The sequence below is a fragment of the Catenulispora sp. GP43 genome (assembly GCF_041260665.1).
In the GTDB taxonomy this organism is placed as follows: domain Bacteria; phylum Actinomycetota; class Actinomycetes; order Streptomycetales; family Catenulisporaceae; genus Catenulispora.
Window position 1 is genome coordinate 79,705 of sequence record NZ_JBGCCT010000034.1, and the last position, 18,208, is coordinate 97,912.

17 protein-coding genes are annotated in these 18,208 nt (G+C 72.1%); 7 read left to right on the forward strand and 10 right to left on the reverse strand.

Going from position 1 to position 18,208, the window contains the following annotated elements:
* Positions 1-69: 69 nt before the first annotated feature.
* On the forward strand, positions 70-531 hold the full coding sequence (locus ABH926_RS44015) for a DUF2231 domain-containing protein (RefSeq protein WP_370372736.1): 462 nt from the start codon (positions 70-72) through the stop codon (positions 529-531).
* 38 nt (positions 532-569) lie between these two features.
* Here the strand turns inward: ABH926_RS44015 and ABH926_RS44020 are convergent, their stop codons facing one another.
* Genes ABH926_RS44020 through ABH926_RS44030 form a run of 3 tightly spaced genes read right to left on the reverse strand, consistent with a single transcriptional unit; the run spans position 570 to position 2,636 of the window.
* The gene (locus ABH926_RS44020; protein ID WP_370372738.1) at positions 570-1,679 is read right to left on the reverse strand and encodes a ferritin-like domain-containing protein; all 1,110 of its coding nucleotides are present in this window, start codon (positions 1,677-1,679) and stop codon (positions 570-572) included.
* Positions 1,680-1,694: 15 nt separating this feature from the next.
* Positions 1,695-2,276, reverse strand: a complete 582-nt coding sequence (locus ABH926_RS44025) for a TetR family transcriptional regulator (protein WP_370372740.1) — start codon at positions 2,274-2,276, stop codon at positions 1,695-1,697.
* A gap of 30 nt (positions 2,277-2,306) precedes the next feature.
* A complete protein-coding gene (locus tag ABH926_RS44030) occupies positions 2,307-2,636 on the reverse strand; it encodes a hypothetical protein (RefSeq protein ID WP_370372742.1) in 330 nt (109 codons plus the stop codon).
* A gap of 312 nt (positions 2,637-2,948) precedes the next feature.
* Between ABH926_RS44030 and hisN the strand changes: the two genes are divergently transcribed.
* The 3 genes from hisN (at position 2,949) to ABH926_RS44045 (ending at position 5,158) form a co-directional block, all read left to right on the forward strand.
* On the forward strand, positions 2,949-3,752 hold the full coding sequence (hisN, locus tag ABH926_RS44035) for a histidinol-phosphatase (RefSeq protein ID WP_370372744.1): 804 nt from the start codon (positions 2,949-2,951) through the stop codon (positions 3,750-3,752).
* A 132-nt stretch (positions 3,753-3,884) separates the two neighbouring features.
* A complete protein-coding gene (locus ABH926_RS44040) occupies positions 3,885-4,298 on the forward strand; it encodes a cyclic nucleotide-binding/CBS domain-containing protein (RefSeq protein WP_370339353.1) in 414 nt (137 codons plus the stop codon).
* An 80-nt stretch (positions 4,299-4,378) separates the two neighbouring features.
* The gene (locus ABH926_RS44045) at positions 4,379-5,158 is read left to right on the forward strand and encodes a DedA family protein (protein ID WP_370372746.1); all 780 of its coding nucleotides are present in this window, start codon (positions 4,379-4,381) and stop codon (positions 5,156-5,158) included.
* On the opposite strand, the gene ABH926_RS44050 is transcribed toward ABH926_RS44045, so the two are convergent.
* Positions 5,113-6,033, reverse strand: a complete 921-nt coding sequence (locus tag ABH926_RS44050; protein ID WP_370372748.1) for a hypothetical protein — start codon at positions 6,031-6,033, stop codon at positions 5,113-5,115. The two genes, ABH926_RS44045 and ABH926_RS44050, sit on opposite strands and share 46 nt — an antisense overlap.
* Positions 6,034-6,415: 382 nt before the next feature.
* Between ABH926_RS44050 and ABH926_RS44055 the strand changes: the two genes are divergently transcribed.
* Both ABH926_RS44055 and ABH926_RS44060 read left to right on the forward strand, forming a co-directional pair.
* Positions 6,416-7,219: a maleylpyruvate isomerase family mycothiol-dependent enzyme gene (locus tag ABH926_RS44055; RefSeq protein ID WP_370372750.1), complete on the forward strand. Its 804-nt coding sequence runs from the start codon at positions 6,416-6,418 to the stop codon at positions 7,217-7,219.
* A 137-nt stretch (positions 7,220-7,356) separates the two neighbouring features.
* A complete protein-coding gene (locus ABH926_RS44060) occupies positions 7,357-9,051 on the forward strand; it encodes a DUF885 domain-containing protein (protein WP_370372751.1) in 1,695 nt (564 codons plus the stop codon).
* Between the two features lie 141 nt (positions 9,052-9,192).
* On the opposite strand, the gene ABH926_RS44065 is transcribed toward ABH926_RS44060, so the two are convergent.
* The 5 genes from ABH926_RS44065 to ABH926_RS44085 all read right to left on the reverse strand — a co-directional run bounded on the left by ABH926_RS44065 (position 9,193) and on the right by ABH926_RS44085 (position 13,850).
* Positions 9,193-10,578, reverse strand: a complete 1,386-nt coding sequence (locus tag ABH926_RS44065; protein ID WP_370372753.1) for a penicillin-binding transpeptidase domain-containing protein — start codon at positions 10,576-10,578, stop codon at positions 9,193-9,195.
* Complete coding sequence (locus tag ABH926_RS44070) at positions 10,575-11,144, reverse strand: SigE family RNA polymerase sigma factor (protein WP_370372755.1); 570 nt, start codon at positions 11,142-11,144, stop codon at positions 10,575-10,577. The genes ABH926_RS44065 and ABH926_RS44070 overlap by 4 nt, the downstream gene beginning before the upstream one ends.
* An 83-nt stretch (positions 11,145-11,227) precedes the next feature.
* Positions 11,228-11,950 carry a peptidylprolyl isomerase gene (locus ABH926_RS44075; RefSeq protein WP_370372756.1) on the reverse strand — a complete coding sequence of 241 codons (723 nt, stop codon included), beginning with the start codon at positions 11,948-11,950 and terminating at the stop codon, positions 11,228-11,230.
* A gap of 186 nt (positions 11,951-12,136) precedes the next feature.
* A complete protein-coding gene (locus tag ABH926_RS44080) occupies positions 12,137-13,042 on the reverse strand; it encodes an SDR family oxidoreductase (protein ID WP_370372757.1) in 906 nt (301 codons plus the stop codon).
* 37 nt (positions 13,043-13,079) lie between these two features.
* A complete protein-coding gene (locus ABH926_RS44085) occupies positions 13,080-13,850 on the reverse strand; it encodes an SDR family oxidoreductase (protein WP_370372759.1) in 771 nt (256 codons plus the stop codon).
* A gap of 85 nt (positions 13,851-13,935) precedes the next feature.
* Here ABH926_RS44085 and ABH926_RS44090 point away from each other — a divergent pair, with 85 nt between their 5' ends.
* A complete protein-coding gene (locus tag ABH926_RS44090; RefSeq protein WP_370372761.1) occupies positions 13,936-17,418 on the forward strand; it encodes a BTAD domain-containing putative transcriptional regulator in 3,483 nt (1,160 codons plus the stop codon).
* Here ABH926_RS44090 and ABH926_RS44095 read toward each other — a convergent pair.
* Positions 17,400-18,206 carry an ABC transporter permease gene (locus ABH926_RS44095; protein ID WP_370372763.1) on the reverse strand — a complete coding sequence of 269 codons (807 nt, stop codon included), beginning with the start codon at positions 18,204-18,206 and terminating at the stop codon, positions 17,400-17,402. The genes ABH926_RS44090 and ABH926_RS44095 overlap by 19 nt on opposite strands.
* Between the last annotated feature and the right edge of the window lie 2 nt (positions 18,207-18,208).

Below are 18,208 nucleotides of genomic sequence, written 5' to 3' on the forward strand. Positions count from 1 at the left end.
AGCCGCCGGTTGAACCCATAGACAGGTGCCGTACGTTAGCTCCAGCACAGCCATCACACGGAGGCATCGGTGACCTACAAGATCTTCGACCTGCCCACCCACATCCTGGTGATCCATCTCGTGGTCGTGGGCATCCCGGTGGCCGCGCTGGCCACGATCGCCATGGCGGTGCGGCCCCAGTGGCGCTCGGGGAAGGTCGGGCTGGCGATCGTCGCCGTCGACGCGCTGGCGGTCGTCGGGACCTACATAGCGCGGATCAGCGGCGAGCAGTTCTTCAACCACAACCCCGGCTTCAAGACGCTGAAGCAGATCGTGGACCACAAGAACCTGGGCATGACGCTGATCTGGTACATCGTCGGTCTGCTGCTCGCGGCCGTGCTGCTGGTGCTGGCCGAGAAGTACGAGCGGCCGCCGCTGACGACGGTGTTCGCGATCATCGCGGCGGCGGTCGCGGTCGCGGCGGTCGTGCAGACGGTGCGGGTCGGGGATGCCGGGGCTCGGGCCACGTGGTCGGGGTACATCACCAAATAGGCCCGAAACCCAACTGGCTCAAGGTGTTGAGCTAGGCACTACCCCTGCTCCCCCGCCGCGATCGTCGCGTCCACGTCCGCGGCGCGCGCCGCCTCCTCCGCCGCGAAGCGCTTCTCGCGGTCGAGGCGCTCGGCCAGATCCTCGTCGGCCTTCATCAGGTCCTCGACGTTCGAGGCGGCGTAGTTCAGGACTCCCATGTCCTCGTACGCCTTCTGGACGCGGGGACCCCACAGGCCGATGTCCTTCACCGTCGGCACGATGCGGGTGAAGAGCAGGTTCCGGAAGGCGGTGTAGTAGTCGGAGTGCTCGTTGAGCTCCAGGCACCGCTCCACCGGCAGGCCGAGGTGTTCGTAGACGTCGCGGCCGTTGATGCGGTCGCGCATCAGGTAGCAGCCCTCGACGACGAACTCCTCGCGTTCGTCGCGTTCGGCCTGGGTGAGTTCCTTGTAGTAGTCGCGCAGGGCCAGACGGCCGAAGGCGACGTGGCGGGCCTCGTCCTGCATCACGTAGGCCAGGATCTGCTTGGGCAGCGGCATGTCGGTCAGGTCGCGCATGACGCCGAAGGCGGCCAGCGCCAGGCCCTCGATGAGGACCTGCATGCCGAGGTAGGGCATGTCCCAGCGGGAGTCCGACAGGGTGTCGTCCAGGAGCGCCTTGAGCTGGTCGTTGATCGGGTAGAAGAGCCCGACCTTCTCCTTGAGGAAGCGGCTGTAGACCTCGGCGTGGCGGGCCTCGTCCATGGTCTGGGTGGCCGCGTAGAACTTGGCGTCCAGGTCCGGGACCGACTCCACGATGCGGGCCGAGCAGATCATCGCGCCCTGTTCACCGTGCAGGAAGTTCGAGAACTGCCAGGCGACCTGGTGCCGGCCCAGTTCGTTGTGCTGCTCGGGGGTCATCCTGTCCCAGATCTCCGAGCCGAACAGCGGCGAGGTCTCGTGCGGGAAGCCCAGGATGTCGTCCGGGTCGACCTCGATGTCCCAGTCGATGCGGGTGACCTGGTCCCACTGCTTGTCCTTGCCCTTCTGGTACAGGCGCAGCAGGCGGTCGCGGCCGTTGTCGTACTCCCAGGTGAAGCGGGAGTAGCCGGTGTCGGCGACGTCCCAGGTCTCGTGGTCGGCCGGGAGGGTGTAGAGGTCGTGTGTGGACACTGCGGACTCCTGCCGTCATTGGTGCGTCGTGAGGTCCCTCATCAGGCGGCGGACCACTTCGGCGATGTGCGCGCTGGTGGTCTCCACGGGCTCGGTGGCGATGATCAGATGGCTGATCACCAGGCGGAAGGCGGTCTCGCTGATCCAGCCCACCTCGGCCAGGGCCTCGGGGCGGCGGGCCAGCTCCGGCCAGCGCTCGGTGAAGATGGCGATGGAGTCCTCGCGGAAGACGTCCATGATCGCCTCGGAGCGGGTGGTCAGGTACGGCAGCAGCCCGGAGGTGTCGTCGGTGAGGGTGGCCTTGATCAGCGGGTTGTCGCGGGCGGCGGTCAGGGCGGCGGTCACCGAGGCCGCGGTGGCGGCGCCGACGTCGCCGGGCGCGGTGCGCGCGGCCTGGCCGGTCAGCTCGCGGAAGCGCTCGGCCTCGCGCAGCGCCAGGGCGGCGGCGAGCTGGTCGCGGTTGCCGAACTCGTTGTACAGGGTCTGGCGCGAGACGCCGGCGCGCGCCGCGAGGTCGGCCATGCGGGCGGTGGACCAGTCACCGGCGACGATGGCCTCGTAGGCGGCGTCGAGGAGTGCTTCGCGAGCGGAACCCATGAAGCTAGCTTGACATGGCGCCGACTGCTGTCAAGCTCTCGCGTTCGAGAGTACCGCCCGCGCCAACCGTGCCCGCCATTTCGGCAGTGTGGGGTCCGGGTCCGGCCCTTCGGTGGACCAGATCTCCAGGACGGCGTAGGCCTGGGAATAAGCGTGCTGACTCTCCAGCAGCTGCGCCGCGCGCCGGTAGTTCCACGCGGTGGCCAGCCGCGCGCTGATCATGTGGACGGTCTGCGCCAGCTCGGCCTCGATGTGCGGCGGGAAGCACTCCTCGAGCGTGGTGCCCTCGTAGGTCCAGCCGTCGATGCCGCACCGGGGCTCGACGACCGGCTCGAGCAGATCGGGCGGGAGCCGGTCCACGCGTTCCCTGGTCCGCCGGGAGGACGGCGCCGGCGCCGGCGCCGGTTGCGGGGACGGTGCCTGCCGCAGGGGCGGTGCCTGCTGCGGAGGCGGTGCCGGCTGCCGGGATTGCGCGGGCGCGGCGGGCAGCCCGTCCTCCCCGAAGCCGAGCCACGACCGCAGGCGCCGCGGCGACGGGATCGGGGTGCGTCGCGGCGGCGTGGGACCTGAAGGCGATGTTCGTCGGAAGATACGGCCAGCCTAGTGAGGACGGCGGTCACATCCTGGGAGGACGGGCGCGGCGGGTCGCGGATTCGCCCTATCGTGTGACCCATGACCGCCTTCGACGACGACCTTCGGCTGGCCCACGTCCTCGCTGACTCCGCCGACGCCATCACCATGGGCCGCTACAAGGCCCGGGATCTGGTGGTGGAGGCCAAGCCCGACATGACCCCGGTCTCCGACGCCGACAAGGCGGCCGAGGAGGCGATCCGCTCGGCGCTGTCCCGGGCCCGTCCGCGCGACGCGATGCTCGGCGAGGAGTTCGGCGAGACCGCGGCCGGCGCCACCGGCCGCAAGTGGATCATCGACCCGATCGACGGCACCAAGAACTACGTGCGCGGGGTCCCGGTCTGGGCCACGCTCATCGGCCTGATGGAGGGCGAGGAGGTGGTGGCCGGCGTGGTGTCCGCCCCGGCGCTGGGCCGGCGCTGGTGGGCGGCCAAGGGCGGCGGCGCGTTCACCGGCCGCTCGCTGTCCTCGGCGCAGCGCTGCCACGTCTCCAAGGTGGCGACGATAGCCGACGCCTCGCTGGCCTACAGCTCCGTGACGTCCTGGGAGGAGTACGGGAAGCTGGAGGCCTTCCTGGACCTGTCCCGAGCCTGCTGGCGGACCCGCGCCTACGGCGACTTCTGGTCGCACATGCTGGTCGCCGAGGGGGCCTGCGACATCGCGGCCGAGCCGGAGCTGTCGCTGTGGGACATGGCGGCGCTGGCGGTGATCGTCACCGAGGCCGGCGGCATGTTCACCTCGGTGGACGGCGTGCCCGGGGTGCTCGGCGGGTCCGCCGCGGTCTCCAACGGCCTACTGCACGAGGAATTGCTCTATTACGTGGGCGGCCAGCAGCTGGAGGGGTGAATCCAAAAGATCTCCCGCCTTTCGCCTTGCCAACGACTTCCGCGCATGTGAATTTGTGAAGAGGAGCCCGTCGGCCACCGTGCCACCCCCGGGCACGGCCCCCACCCCCAGGCGAATCATCAGGGAGCGACCATGTCCATCCCCAGCACCCGACACGCCGCCCACGTCGTCGACGCCATGTCCACCGAGATCCTCATGATCGGCCCGCGGCACACGCTGCGCCAGGCGGCGCAGCGGATGACCCAGCGCGGCGTCGGCAGCGCCGTGGTGCACAACCCCGAGACCTCGGGCATCGGCATCATCACCGAGCGCGACATCCTGCACGCCCTCGGCGGCGGCCGGGACGCCGACACCGAGTGCGTCGAGGGGCACCTGACCTCGGACGTCGTGTTCGCCACCCCGCGCTGGACGCTGGAGCAGGCCGCCGAGGCCATGACCCGCGGCGGGTTCCGGCACCTGATCGTGGTCGACGGGGACGAGGTGGTGGGGATGATCTCGGTGCGGGACATAGTCCGCGCGTGGACCCGGGTGCCGTCGCACGCCTGAGGCGTCATACCAAGGGATGACCCGGACCGGCGACCTTCGCACGTCCCGCGGAAAATGCGGACCGCCTAAGCTTGACCGCCATGGGAGCCCTACTGACCTGGATCGCGGACACGCTGCAGAAACTGCCCGGCCCGGCGGCGCTGGCGCTGGTGTTCCTGCTGCCGGCGCTGGAGGCCTCGGTCTTCCTGGGCTTCCTGATCCCCGGCGAGATCGCGGTGGTGATCGGCGGGTTCCTGGCCTTCAGCGGCAAGGTCAACCTCGGGGTGGCGCTGGCCGCGGCGATCGCCGGCGCGGTGATCGGCGACAGCGTCGGCTACGAGGTCGGCAAGAAGTGGGGCGACAGCCTGCTGACCAGGCTGCCGGCCCGGTTCGTCAAGCCCGAACACATCGAGCAGGGCAAGCAGCTGATCAACCGGCTCGGCGGCAAGGCGGTGTTCACCGGGCGCTTCGCCGCCGCGCTGCGGGCGCTGGTGCCGGGACTGTGCGGGGTGTCGCGCATCCCATACCGGAAATTCCTGTTCTGGAACGCGCTCGGCGGCATCGTCTGGGCCACCGGGTTCACTCTTCTGGGCTATGCGGCCGGCAATGCCTGGCACAAGGTCGAGCACTACGCCTCGATCGTCAGCTGGGTGCTGCTGGGCCTGTTCGTGGCCGGCGCCGTGGTGCTGTTCGTGGTGAAGCGACGCAAGAGAGCCGCCGAGCCGGCCAAAGGAGAAGACGACCGAGACGACCTCGTCGACGACGTGAAGCACGCCATCGCGGCCGTCGAGCACGCCCTCGACCACGAGGTCCACGAGGTGGAGCGGGTCGGCCGTCAGCTGGCCGCCGACGACTCCCCCGAGGCCGCGCCGGCATCCTGACCGCCCCCGGTGCCCGGGCCGGGGGCGCCCGAACCCGGCGCCTGCGGCCCGGCCTCCCCGAACCGCGACAGCGCGACCGCGCCGCCGACCGCGCACAGGAAGCCCACCACCGCCACCGGGGCGAACCCGTGCCGCGTGTGGTCGTGGAACAGCGTGAACCCCAGCAGCGCCGGCAGTCCGGTCTCCCCCACCACCAGCGTCGCCGTGGCGATCGTCGCCGAACCGCGCTGCAGGGCGGTGGTGAGGAACAGGAACCCGGTGATCGAGGCGATCACCCCGGCGTAGGTCGCCGGGTCGGTCAGCAGCGCCGACAGATGCAGGTCCGGCAGGATCCGGACACAGATCGCGAACGCGCCGAACAGCGAGCCGGCGAACGCCGCGAGCACCACCGAGTTGCCGCCGAGCTTCCAGATCGCCAGCGAGGACCCGGCGATCAGCACCACGACCGCGATCAGCATGCCCCAGTGGAAGGCGCGGCCCACGTGCACCGGCGACTCCGCGCCGGCCGAGATGCCGACCAGGATCAGGCCCAGCACCACCGCGCTGACCGCCGTCCAGTCGTTGCGGCTCAGCCTGGCCTTCAGCAGCGGCACCGAGAGCAGCGCGGTCACCGCCAGCGAGCAGTTCATGATGGCCTGCACGGCGAACAGCGGCAGCTTCTCCAGCGCCACCAGGTCCGCCACCAGGCCCACGGTGTCCAGGCCGATGCCGGCCAGGAACGGCAGCTGGGACAGGGCCCTGATCAGCACCCGCGGGTCCACGCCGGCGCCGGCGGTGTCCTTGGTGCGCCCGGCGCCGATCGCCTGGAACACCGTCGCCGCCCCGTAGGCCAGCGCGCAGACGACGGCCGCCAACAAGCCCACTGCCAGTCCCACGCGCCTGCCTCCCGATCGTCCCGGCCGCCACCGTGCTCGTGCTCGGTGAGCCCCGGGGCCTTTGCCCGATTGTTACGCACCGGTGCGACCGGGCGGAAACCGCGTCCGTCCGTCAGCTTCGACCTGCGGCGCAGGTATAAAAGCCGACCCGCCGGGGAAGGTGGTCGGGAACCACGCGGACACAAGAGACGATGATCACACGTCCGGGGGTGGCGGCCCGCCGCGCGGTGGTCCAATGTTCCTCCTGGACGCACCGTCGTCCACAACAAATTCCATACCCGTTCACCACCGATGACTCGTCCCCTCACGCCGTCGTCCCGCCCCGCGCACCCTCGTCCGCGAGGCCCGGCGGCGCCCGAGACCACCGATGGAAGGCAAGCCGATGATGAGCGAGACGGCCAACCCGCACCTCGTCCACACGGAACGATTCACTGCTGAGGCCGAGCGCGTGGCGACGCTGCTCGAGTCCCTCGGCACCGACGACTGGGGCCGAGCGGTCCCGACCTGCCCCGGCTGGAACGTGCGCAAGGTCGCGCGGCACATCGGCACGGCGCACCGCTGGGCCGCGGCGATCGTGCGCTCTCCGGGCGCCGAGGCCGTCAACCCGCGGACCCTGGACCTGGGCTTCCCGGAGTCCTACGCGGGCTACGGCGACTGGGTCCGCGCCGGAGCCGCGGAGCTGGCGTCCGCCGTCCGCGACGCCGGCCCGGACAAGCCGGTGTGGTCCTGGGGCCCGGACCAGCACGCCCGGTTCTGGGCGCGGCGGATGCTGCACGAGACCGCGGTGCACCGCGGCGACATCGTCCTGGCGCTCGGCCAGAACCCGGACTACGACCCGGCGGTGGCCGCCGACGGCATCGACGAGTTCCTGACCGTGCTGCCCGCGGCGGCCGCGTTCGCCCCGAAGATCAGGGCCCTGACCGGCGACGGCGAGACCCTGCACCTGCACGCCACCGACGGCGACCCGGCGGCGCTCGGCGAGGAGCGCGCGGAGTGGCTGATCACCCTGGAGCCGAACGGGTTCCGCTGGCGCCGGGCGCACGCCAAGGGCGCCGCGGCCGTGCGCGGTCCGGTCGGCGAGCTGTACCTGTTCGTCTGGCGGCGGCGCGCGCCGGGGGCCAAGGAGATCGAGGTCCTGGGCGACCACACGCTGCTGGACCACTGGGTCACGAACGCCTCGTTCTGAGCCTCCAGGCCCGGCCCGGCGAGCCGGCCGGTCTGGTCCGGTGCCGCACTGTCGGCACTGGTCCAGACCGGTGGCGAGGGTCGGTCAAGGGGGATCTTCACCGCCGCGGATGCTCTTGGAGCGCTACGGTCGAGCCCATGACGACTGAAGACTCCCAGAGCCCGGTGGCGGGCTCCCTGAGCCCGGTGGCGTCGGCGGTCGCCGAAGCGGTCGGCTGGTACCTGGACGCGAATCCGGTGTCGGCCACGGTCATGGGCTCCGACGATCCGGAGCGCACGAGGACCCTCGGCGACCTGTCGGCCGAGGGCTACGAACGCCGGGCGCGCGAGGCGGCGGCCCACCTGGCGAAGCTGGACGCCCTGGCCGGCGCCGAGGATTCGGCCGAGGCCGGGGGCGCGACCGGCGACGAGGCCTTCCAGGACGGGGTCGACCGCGACCTGGTCCGGGCTCAGCTGCGCCGGCACGGCATCATGTCCGAACGGCGGGTGTGGCTGCGCGACCCCACCGACTACGTGAGCACCGCGCTGTACGGCCTCTACCTCCCGCTCCAGCAGCGCACGCGGCCCGAGGAGCGCCTGGCCGAGGAGTCGCTGGCCAAGCTGAAGCAGGTCCCCGAGGTGCTGGCGGCCTGCCGGCGCAACCTGGACCCGGCCCTGGCCCCGAAGCTGTTGGTGAACCGGGCGCTGGGGCAGGCGCGCACCGGGCGGTCGTTCCTGACCGGCTCGCTGCCGGCGATGCTCCAGGACGAGACACTGCGGGCCCGGGTGGCCGAGGCCGCCGAGCCGGCCGCGGAGGCCTTCGACGAGCTGGCCGCGTTCCTCGCGGACTTCGCAGAGCGCTGCGAAGGCGACTGGCGGCTCGGCGAGCAGACCTACTCCCGGCTGCTCCAGGACGTCGAGATGCTCGGCTACGACACGGCCGAGCTGCACCGGCGCGGCCAGGCCGCGTACGACAGGCTCGACGGCGAGATGCGGGAGCTGGCGTCGCGGATCCCCGACGGATCGCCCGACTGGCGCGCGACGATGGAGATGCTCTGCGAGGACTTCCCGCCGACCGAGGAGGCGATGCTCGCGGAGTACACCGCCGAGACCGAGCGGGCCCGGCGGTTCACGAAGGAGCACGACCTGGTCTCCTTCGCGCCGGGCGAGGAGTGCCTGGTGCAGCCGGGCCCTGAGTTCCTGCGCGCGGTGCTGTCGGTGGCCTCCTACAACCGGCCGCCGGCGCTGACGCCGTCCCGGACCGGGGTGTTCAACGTCCCGTTCACGCCGGCCGGCTCCTCGCCGGAGGCGGTGCTCGGCCGGCTGAAGACCAACGCGCGGGTGTCGATGCCGACGATCGCCGTGCACGAGGCCTACCCCGGGCACCACTGGCACCTGTCGTGGGTGGCCGAACAGGGACGCCCGGTGCGCAGCACCTTCACCACCCCGTACTTCACCGAGGGCTGGGCGCTGTACATCGAGACGGCGATGCGCGAGCAGGGCTACTTCGCCGACCCGCGGCACGAGCTCGGGCACCTGGACGCGCGCATCTTCCGGGCGGCGCGCATCGTCGTGGACACCGCGCTGCACACCGGGGAGATGAGCGTGGAGGAGGCCGAGGCGTTCATGGCCTCGAAGGCCTCGCTGACACCGGAGACCGCCAAGGGCGAGGTGAACCGGTACTGCGCGTGGCCTACGCAGGCGCCGTCATATCTGACCGGATGCCTGGAGATCGAGGCGATCCGGGCGGAGTATGTGAAGCAGGGCAAGGGGACGCTGAAGCAGTTCCACGACACGATCGCCGGGTCGGGCGGGCTGCCGCTGGGGCTGGCTCGGCGGGTGGCGCTGCGGTAGGGCTCGCGCCGCTAGCCGCACACCACAAAGCGGTAAGCGGTAAGCGGTAAGCCGCAAGCCGTAAAGGAAACCAGGACCCGGATCCGCCGGACGGTGCTCAGGCCGCCCGGCGGATCCGTCATCTGTGTCGGCCGCGTCCGCTCAGCCGAGTGTCCTCACGGCCCGCACCAAGCCCGCCCACGTCATGCCCGCGAAAAAGCTGCCGGTCACGGGACCGAAGCGATGGTCGTCGGCGAGTGGGAGAAGGTTCCCGTTCTCGTCCTCCTTGGACATCCCCACCGAGATCACATAGTGCGAATCGGCGCCGACGAGCCAGGCGGCGTTCTCCGTGGCGGAGGCCGCGGCCATGGCCCAGGTCTGGGCACCGATGGTCGACGGGGGCACGACGCCGTATCCGGTGCTGCCCTCGGCCAGCGCCGAGTGCAGCACATCGGTGACCTGTGCGGCAGTGGTCTGCGACAGCACCTGGGCGGCCTTGTCCGGCGGCGTCCAGACGGTCTGGCCGGTCGCGCCGAGCACCGTGGCGACCATCCGGGGATCCCGGCGCACACCGCCGTCGGCGAAGGTCGCGTTGACGGTCGCCATCGTCAGCGGAGTCGCCTTCACGATCCCCAGCACCAGGGACGCCACCGGCACCAGATCCTGGCTGTCACTCGGCAGGCCGAGACTGACACCCATGTCACGCAGCACCGTCGGCGACATGTCCGGGCTCAGCTCCAGCTGGGCGAAGGGCCCGTCGGCCCCGAGTTCGGCGGCTCGGCGGAGCGTGACGTCCTGGTCGACGATGTGGGTGGTGGGCGATTCCGGCGGCCAGTCGGCTTGTTGGTTCCCCGCCGCGTAGGTCAAGGGCTGCCTCGCACCCGGCGGCCAGTACAGCGGGTGCTTCGCGGTGTCGAGCGGCACCGTCGAGTCCGGTGTGTACTTCCCGCTCTGGAACGCCGCCGCCAACAGGATCGGCTTCATCAGGTCGGCGACCGGCACCGGCCGGTTCCAGGCTCCGCCCAGGGCCAGCACCGCTCCGTCGCGCGCGTCGAGGATCACGACGCTGCTGTCGGGCGAGGCGCTCGCCGCGGTCTGGGCCTTCTGGTCGAACGTCGTCACCACGGTGGTGCCGGCCAGATTCCCGGTGTAGTTCGCGCGCAGCCAGTTCAGCGCGTCGTCCCGCAGCTGCCCGTCGGGGACCTCGGTGTGGCCGTCGGCGTAGAGGACCTTCGCGGGCACGCCGGCCATCACACCGGGAGAGGTCGGCGTGGTGGCCGGCGTCACGGCCGCATGACGCCCGGCCGGCACCGTGGCCCACACGCCGACCCCGACCACCGCCACCGCGAACGCGACGCCGGCGCTGCCGATCCGCATCCGGCGCCTGCGGCGGCCCGCGACGATGCGCTGCCGGACGGCCGCGTACGGCGCCGTCGTCATCCGCACGGTCTCCGAGCGTTCCGCGAACATCGCGCGGAACTCGTTCTCCAGCTCTTCGCGTCCAGAGCCGTCGTCCCGCTTGGCAGCGGTCCGCTTGTCGGCGCTCATCGCGGACTCCCCTCTGCGTGCAGCTCGGTGCGCAGCTTCGCCAGACCGCGGGCGATCTGGCTCTTGACCGTGCCGACCGCGCAGCCCATCACCGCGGCCACCTCGGCCTCGGCCAGGTCCTCGAAATAGCGCAGGACGAAGACCGTGCGCATGCGCGGCGACATCGTGCAGACCGCACGCCACAGCTCGTCGCGCAGGGCGTAGGTGTCCTGATGGTCGCCCGTTTCGCCCGCCCCGGACCGCGGCTCGGGCGGTTCGGCCATCACGTGGACCACCGGCCTGCGGCGCCGCCAGGCCGAGATGTTGGCGTTCACCATCACCCGGCGGACGTACGCCTCGGGAGACTCGTACGCCTCGATCCGGGCCCAGTGCCGGTAGGTGCGCATCAGCGCGTTCTGGACCAGGTCCTCGGCGGCTCCGTGGTCGCCGGTGAGCAGGTACGCGGTGCGGAGCAGGCGGTTCCAGGAGCCCTCGACGAACTCCCGGAACGACTCCTCCTGCGCGGCCTTCACCGCCGATCCCCCGCCTTGTGTCCGCAATCGCCGTTCGGCGATCGTCCCTTCCATGCCCGCCCCTCGTCGGTCGGTGGCCAGTACACCACTGGACACTGCGGCCGAGGCGCGGACGGGTTACACGGCGCGCGGACGGATCAGCTCGCTGAGACCGTGACCGACTTCAGCTCGACCGGGATCGTCGGGCGGCCGGTGCCGTCCTGGCCGGGGTTGGAGATGCCGCCGGAGGCGACGTGGACCAGGACGCCCATGCCGTCGGTGATGGTGCCGAAGGGGGTGTAGCTCGGGGGCAGCTGGCTGTCGCCGAAGACCAGGAAGAACTGCGAGCCGTTGGTGTTCGGGCCGGCGTTGGCCATCGCCACGGTGCCGGCCGGGTAGGCGGCGCCGGACAGGTTCTCGTCCTGGAACTGGTAGCCGGGGCCGTTGGAGCCGTCGGTGTCCTTGGGCGTGGCGCCGGCCGTCGGGTCGCCGCACTGCAGCATCTGCAGGCCGGCCGAGGTGGACAGCCGATGGCAGTAGCTGCCGTCGAAGAAGTGCTGGGCGGCCAGGAAGTTGAAGGAGTTCACGGTGTGCGGGGCCTTGGCCGCGTCCATCGCGACGGTGATGTCGCCCTGGGAGGTGTGCAGCACCATCGTGTACTTCTTCTTCGGGTCGATGGTCATCGCCGGCTCCTTCGGCCAGCTCTTGGCCGACCCGGACGACCCGGACGCCGCCGAGGTCTGCGACGAGGTCTGCGACGAGGCGGCCCCGCCGGCGGTACCGGAACTCTTCGCGCTCCCGGACGAGCTGCAGCCCGCCAGCGCCAGGGCGCCGACCGCGGCCAGCACCGCCCATCGACCGTGCCGCAGTGACACCCGCATGCTCGCCGCTCCTGTCCAGATCCGTTTTCGGTGGCCCGACAGGCGAGGCTATCCCATGCGGACGGCCTCACATGGTCGTGTCGCCACCGTCTGCGACGGACTCGGCACCGGTGACGTACGAGGCCTCGTACAGCGCTGGGCTCCATGGATCGCTGGGCTCCGTCGAGCGCTGGGCTCCGTGGATCGCTAGGCCCCGTAGACCTCCCCGGGCACCGGCGCCTGCTCGATCAGCCCCGCGACCACCGCGTCCAGCTCCGCGGGCTCCCAGCGCGCGCCCTTGTCGGCGGTCGGCCCGTGCTGCCAGCCGTCCGCGACGCCGATCCGGCCGCCCTCGACCTCGAAGACCCGGCCGCTGACCGCCCGCGAACGGTCCGAGCCGAGCCAGACGACCAGCGGGGAGACGTTCTCCGGGGCCATCGCGTCGAAGCCGGAGTCCGGCGGGGCCATCATCGTGCTGAACGGACCCTCGGTCATGCGGGTGCGGGCGGCCGGGGCGATGGCGTTGACCGTGACCCCGTAACGGCCGAGTTCGGCGGCGGCCTGGATGGTCAGGGCGGCGATGCCGGCCTTGGCCGCGGCGTAGTTGCCCTGGCCGACCGAACCGAGCAGGCCGGCGCCGGAGCTGGTGTTGACGACGCGGGCGTCGTTGAGGTTGCCGAGCTTGTACTGGTCGCGCCAGTGCGCGCCGGCGTGGCGCAGGGTGAGGAAGTGGCCCTTGAGATGGACCCGGACCACGTCGTCCCAGTCCTGTTCGGAGAGGTTGACCAGCATCCGGTCACGCAGGAAGCCGGCGTTGTTGACCAGGACGTCGAGCTTGCCGAAGGCCTCCAGCGCGGTCCGCACCAGCGCCGCGGCGCCGTCCCAGGTGGCGATGTCGTGATGGTCGGCGACGGCCTGGCCGCCGGCCTTCACGATCTCGGCGACGACCTCCTGCGCCGGGGCGTCGCTGCCGTCCCGGCCGTCGGGGCCCACGCCGAGGTCGTTGACCACGACCCGGGCCCCCTGCCGGGCGAACTCCAGGGCGTGCGCGCGGCCCAGGCCGCGGCCGGCCCCGGTGACGACGGCGACGCGGCCTTCGCAGATCCCTGCCATGGTCGGCTGCTCCTTCGGGGTGGTGCTGAGGTGGTCCTCACGGATGGTCGGCGTTGGCGGCGTCCAGGAACGCCGGACGCGTGCCGCCGCCGTCCAGCAGTATCGCGGTGCCGTTGACGTAGGAGGCCAGCGGCGAGGCCAACAGGACGCACACGTCCCCGACGTCGTCGGGCTCTGCCAGCCGGCCCAGCGCGATGGTCCGCGCGACCGCGGCGACGCCGGCCTCGTCGCCGTAGTGCAGGTACGCCTGCTCGGTCCGCACCGGCCCGACGGTGATCGCGTTCACCCGTACCCGCGGCGCCCACTCGACCGCCAGCGTGCGCGTCAGGTTCTCCAGGCCGGCCTTGGCCGCGCCGTACGCCGCCGTGCCGGGGCTGGCCCGGCGCGCGCTCTCGCTGGAGATGTTGATGATGTGCCCGCCGTCGTCCTGGCGCTGCATGACGCGGTTCGCCTCCTGCGCCACCGTCAGCGGGGCCAGCAGGTTCAGGCCGACGATGGCGGCCGCGAACCGCGGACTGGCCTCGGCGGCCAGCGCGTAGGGCGCGCCGCCGGCGTTGTTGACGACCAGGTCCAGGCGGCCGTGGTCGGCGACCACGCCCTCGACGAGGTCGCGGACCTGCTCGGCGGCGCGCACGTCGGCCGTGCGGTGCTCGGCGCCGGCCGGCAGCGGCACGTCGGGCACGGCGCGGCCGCAGCTGACCACGGTCGCCCCGGCCGCGAGCAGCCGCCGGGTGACGCCCCGGCCCACGCCCCGGGCGCCGCCGGTGACCAGGGCGACGCGGCCGGTCAGATCGAGGGTGAGGGGCACGTCCGCAGGCTACCAAGCAAGTGTTAGGTTGGGAAGCCGCCGCGCGCCGCCACCCCAGCGGCGGCCCGCATGCCAGACTGGGACGGTGCCGCTGACCGTATCGATCCTGGGCCCGCTCGAGATCCGTGTCGACGGCGCGCCGGTGGCGCTCGGCGGCGCGCGTCTGCGCACCCTGATGTCCCGGCTCGCGCTCGACCCGGGGCGGGCGGTCACCATCGGGGCGCTCGTCGACGCGCTGTGGGCCGACGAGCCGCCTGAGGGAGCGGCGAACGCGTTGCAGTCCCTGATCTCCCGGGTCCGCAAGGTCCTCGGGGATCCCGCGCTGCTCGCCGCCGCGCCGGGCGGATACCGGCTGGCGATCGCGCCGGAGTCGGTGGACGCGGTCCGGTTCGAATCACTGTCGCGCTCGGGTCGCGAAGCACTGCGCGCCGGCGATCCCTCGGCGGCGCGCGCCACCCTGCGCGAGGCGCTGGCCCTGTGGCGCGGTCCGGCACTGGCCGACGTCGCCGACGCGGCGTTCGCCACGGCCCCGGCCGCGCGGCTGGACGAGCTGCGGCTGGCCGCGCTGACCGACCGGCTGGACGCCGAGCTGCGGCTGGGCCAGGCCGCCGAGGCGCTGGCCGAGCTCGAGGCGCTCAGCGCCGAGCACCCGCTGCGCGAGAACGTCGCCGCGCTTCATGTCAGAGCCCTGTATGCGGTGGGGCGGCAGGCCGACGCGCTGGCCGTCTACGAACAGGTGCGGCGGGCCCTGGCCGACCAGCTGGGCATCGATCCGTCCAAGGAGCTGGCCGAGGTCCACCTCGCGGTCCTGCGCAGCGACCCCGCCCTGGCCCCGGCCGCCCTGGAGCAGGCCCCGCGCACGAACCTGAAGACCCGGCTGACCAGCTTCGTCGGCCGCGACGAGGAAGTGGCGCGGATCGGCAAGATGCTGGACGCCTCCCGCCTGGTGACGCTCGTCGGCCCGGGCGGCGCGGGCAAGACCCGGCTGGCCGGCGAGGCCGCGCAGCGGGTCCTGGAGCGGTTCCCCGACGGCGCCTGGCTCGCCGAGCTCGCACCGGTCACCGATCCCGGCGAGGTGCCGCAGGCGGTGCTGTCGGCGCTGGGCCCGCGCGAGAGCCGCGTGATGGCCGGCAACGGGAACCCGGCCGCGGCCGCGGCGTTGCTGCGCAGCGCGGAGGGCCACCTGATCGAGACGGTGGCCGAGAAGCGCGCGCTGCTCATCCTCGACAACTGCGAACACCTGGTCGGCGCGGCCGCTGACCTCGCCGAGACGCTGCTGGGCCACGCGCCCGGCCTGCGCGTGCTGGCCACCAGCCGGGAGCCGCTGACCATCGACGGCGAGAGCCTGTTCCCGGTGCCGCCGCTGGCACTGCCGGAGGGGGACGGGCCCGACGAGTATCGAGGCGGGGCAACGGAATCCGGCGCTGTTTCGACCTCCGGTCTCAGTTCCGGAACCAACGCCGGATCCGCCTCCGGTCTCAACGCCGGCTCGGGTCCTACCTCCGGTCCTCGCTCCGGAACCAACACCGGTCGCACCTCCGATCCCCGCACCGCCCGCGCCGGCACCGGCACCGGCACCGGCACCAGCCTCGACCCCGACACCGCCCTCACCGTGGCCGACACCGTCCTGGCCTACCCCGCGGTCCGGCTGTTCGCCGACCGCGCGACCGCCGTCGTCCCGGACTTCGCCGTGGACGCCGAGACCCTCCCCGACGTGATCCGCATCTGCCGCAGCCTCGACGGCCTGCCGCTGGCGATCGAGCTGGCCGCCGCGCGGCTGCGCACCCTGCCGCTGCACCAGATCGCCGGCCGGCTCGGCGACCGGTTCCGGCTGCTCACCGGCGGCAGCCGCACCGCGATGCCGCGGCACCAGACGCTGCGCGCCGTCGTGGCCTGGAGCTGGGAGCTGCTCTCCGAGGACGAGCGGGACCTCGCCGAGCGCCTGGCCGTCTTCCCCGGCGGGGTCACCGCCGAGGCCGCGGCCGCGGTCACCCCGGGCCTGGACCCCGACTCCGCCTTCGACCTGCTTTCGGCGCTCGTCGACAAGTCGCTGCTGCAGGCGGTGCCGACCGAGCCCGGGCAGGACCCGCGGTTCCGCATGCTGGAGACGCTGCGCGAGTACGGCGCCGACCGGCTGAGCGAGGCCGACCGGCTCGCCCAGACCCGGCGCGCGCACGCCGCCTTCTTCCTGGAGCTGGCCGAGACCGCCGAGCCGCAGTTGCGGCGCGCCGCGCAGATGATGTGGCTCAAGCGCCTCAACGCCGAGCGCGACAACATCCTGGCCGCGCTGCGGTTCGCGGCCGCCGACGAGGACGCCGACACCGCCGTGCGCATCTGCGCCGCGATGGCCTGGTACTGGATGCTCGGCGACCAGAACCACGAGGGCCGCGCGTGGACCCGGCTGGCGTTGCAGGTGCCGGGGCCCTCGCCGAAGGAGGCCCACGCGATCGTGTACGTGATGGAGCGCATCACGTCCGTGTTCGAGGACTACCTGTGGGAGGAGATTCCCCGGCTGACCGAGGAGATCGCCGAAACGGTCGCCGCGACGGGGACCTGCGATCATCCGCTGCTGGCGCTGGGCGCGGTCGTGGCGCCGATGCTCAGCGACGACCGGGAGCAGCTGGAGACCGCGATCGAGAAGTACGCCCGGCACCCGGACCCGTGGGTCGGCGCGAGCCTGCACCTGCTGCGCGGCCTGTCCGCGGAGAACGCCGGGGTCCGCGCCCCGGTCCGTGCGGACCTGGAGCGGGCCCGCGAGACCTTCGAAGAGCTCGGCGACCGCTGGGGCCTGTCGGCCGCGCTCAACGGCCTGGCCTCGCTGGCCGTCACCGAGGGCGACGACACCACGGCCCTGCGGCTCCAGGACGAGGCGCTGAGCCTGATCCGCGAGATCAACGCCTTCACCAACGCCGCGCAGATCCAGATCAACCGAGCCCAGCTGCTCACCCGGCTCGGCCAGACCGACGAGGCGCGGCGGCTGCTCCAGGAGGTCCTGGACACCGCGCAGCGCTCCGGGTCGCAGATGAGCTGTTTCGTGGCCATGCTCGGCCTGACCGAGCACCACCGGGCGGCCGGCGAGCCCGACCAGGCGTGGCACTTCCTGCGCATGGCGACCGTGGAGTTCATCGACAACTGGAACGGACCGCCGCAGCTGCTGGCCTTCCGCGAGTCGATCGCCGCGATGCTGCACCTGGACGCCGGCGAGCCCGAGCCGGCCCGCGAGGCACTGGGCCAGGCCTTCCTGTACGGACTGGCCGCGAAGGACCTGCCGATCCAGGCCCGCATGGCCGTCGGGGCCGCGCGCTACGCGGAAGCCGTCGGCGACAGCGAACTGGCGATGCGGCTGCTCGGCGCGTCCGAGAACATGCTCGGCGCGCAGGACCGCAGCGACAACGAGCGTGTCGCGCTGGTGAAGAAGCTCGCGGACCGGCCCGACTACGAGTCCTGCTACGCGGTGGGGAAAAACGCGACGCGCGACGAGAACCAGGTTCTCGTCGCGCACACGCTGGGCCTGTCCGAGGACCTTCTGACCGACCCCAGGACCGGGATTCACACCTTGCGGCCGTAGGCCCGCAGCGCCAGCGGCATGAAGACCGCGGTCAGCCCGACGATCCAGCCGAACGTCCACAGCATGTGGTTGGCCACCGGCCCGCCGAGGAACAGGCTGCGGGAGACCCCGGCCAGGTGCGTGATCGGGTTGACGTTGACGAAGCCCTGCATCCATCCCGGCAGCGTCTTGGTCTGCACGAAGGTGGTGCTGCCGAAGCTCAGCGGCAGCACCAGCAGGATCATCATGCCCTGCACCGCGCCCGGGGTGCGGGCCACCATGCCGAGGAACACCGAGACCCAGCTCATCGCCAGCGCGAAGGCCACGGCCACGAGCAGCGCCGCCCCGGCCTCCAGCGGGTTGGTGTGGATGCGGAAGCCCATCGCATAGCCGACGGTCAGGGTGATGACGGCGACCAGCGCGTACCGGACGAAGTCCGCGAGCACCGCGCCGACCAGTGGTGCGGACCTGGCGATCGGCAGTGATCGGAAGCGGTCGAACACGCCCTTGGAGATGTCGGTGTTCATGTTCACGCCGATCGCCGTGGCGCTCATCGCGATGGTCTGCGCGAGGATGCCAGGCAGCAGGTACTGCAGGTAGACGCTCTGCGATCCGGCGATCGCGCCGCCGAAGACGTAGGTGAACAGCAGCAGGAAGATGACCGGCTGGAGCGTCACGTCCAGCAGCGCCTCCGGGGTGCGCAGGGTCTTGATCAGGCTGCGCTTGGCCAGTGCGGCGCTGTGGCGGATGGTCTTGAACGGCTTGGTGCTCGCGGTCGCGGCGCCGACGGGCATGGTGGCGGTGGTCATGG

Bases quoted from the DNA above. Each gene is read 5' to 3' on its own strand.
- ABH926_RS44095 (WP_370372763.1), bottom strand. From the start codon at position 18,206: ATGACCACCGCCACCATGCCCGTCGGCGCCGCGACCGCGAGCACCAAG.
- ABH926_RS44065 (WP_370372753.1), bottom strand. From the start codon at position 10,578: ATGAGCGCCGACAAGCGGACCGCTGCCAAGCGGGACGACGGCTCTGGA.
- hisN (WP_370372744.1), top strand. From the start codon at position 2,949: ATGACCGCCTTCGACGACGACCTTCGGCTGGCCCACGTCCTCGCTGAC.
- ABH926_RS44055 (WP_370372750.1), top strand. From the start codon at position 6,416: ATGATGAGCGAGACGGCCAACCCGCACCTCGTCCACACGGAACGATTC.
- ABH926_RS44040 (WP_370339353.1), top strand. From the start codon at position 3,885: ATGTCCATCCCCAGCACCCGACACGCCGCCCACGTCGTCGACGCCATG.
- ABH926_RS44025 (WP_370372740.1), bottom strand. From the start codon at position 2,276: ATGGGTTCCGCTCGCGAAGCACTCCTCGACGCCGCCTACGAGGCCATC.
- ABH926_RS44080 (WP_370372757.1), bottom strand. From the start codon at position 13,042: ATGGCAGGGATCTGCGAAGGCCGCGTCGCCGTCGTCACCGGGGCCGGC.
- ABH926_RS44045 (WP_370372746.1), top strand. From the start codon at position 4,379: ATGGGAGCCCTACTGACCTGGATCGCGGACACGCTGCAGAAACTGCCC.
- ABH926_RS44060 (WP_370372751.1), top strand. From the start codon at position 7,357: ATGACGACTGAAGACTCCCAGAGCCCGGTGGCGGGCTCCCTGAGCCCG.
- ABH926_RS44075 (WP_370372756.1), bottom strand. From the start codon at position 11,950: ATGCGGGTGTCACTGCGGCACGGTCGATGGGCGGTGCTGGCCGCGGTC.
- ABH926_RS44070 (WP_370372755.1), bottom strand. From the start codon at position 11,144: ATGGAAGGGACGATCGCCGAACGGCGATTGCGGACACAAGGCGGGGGA.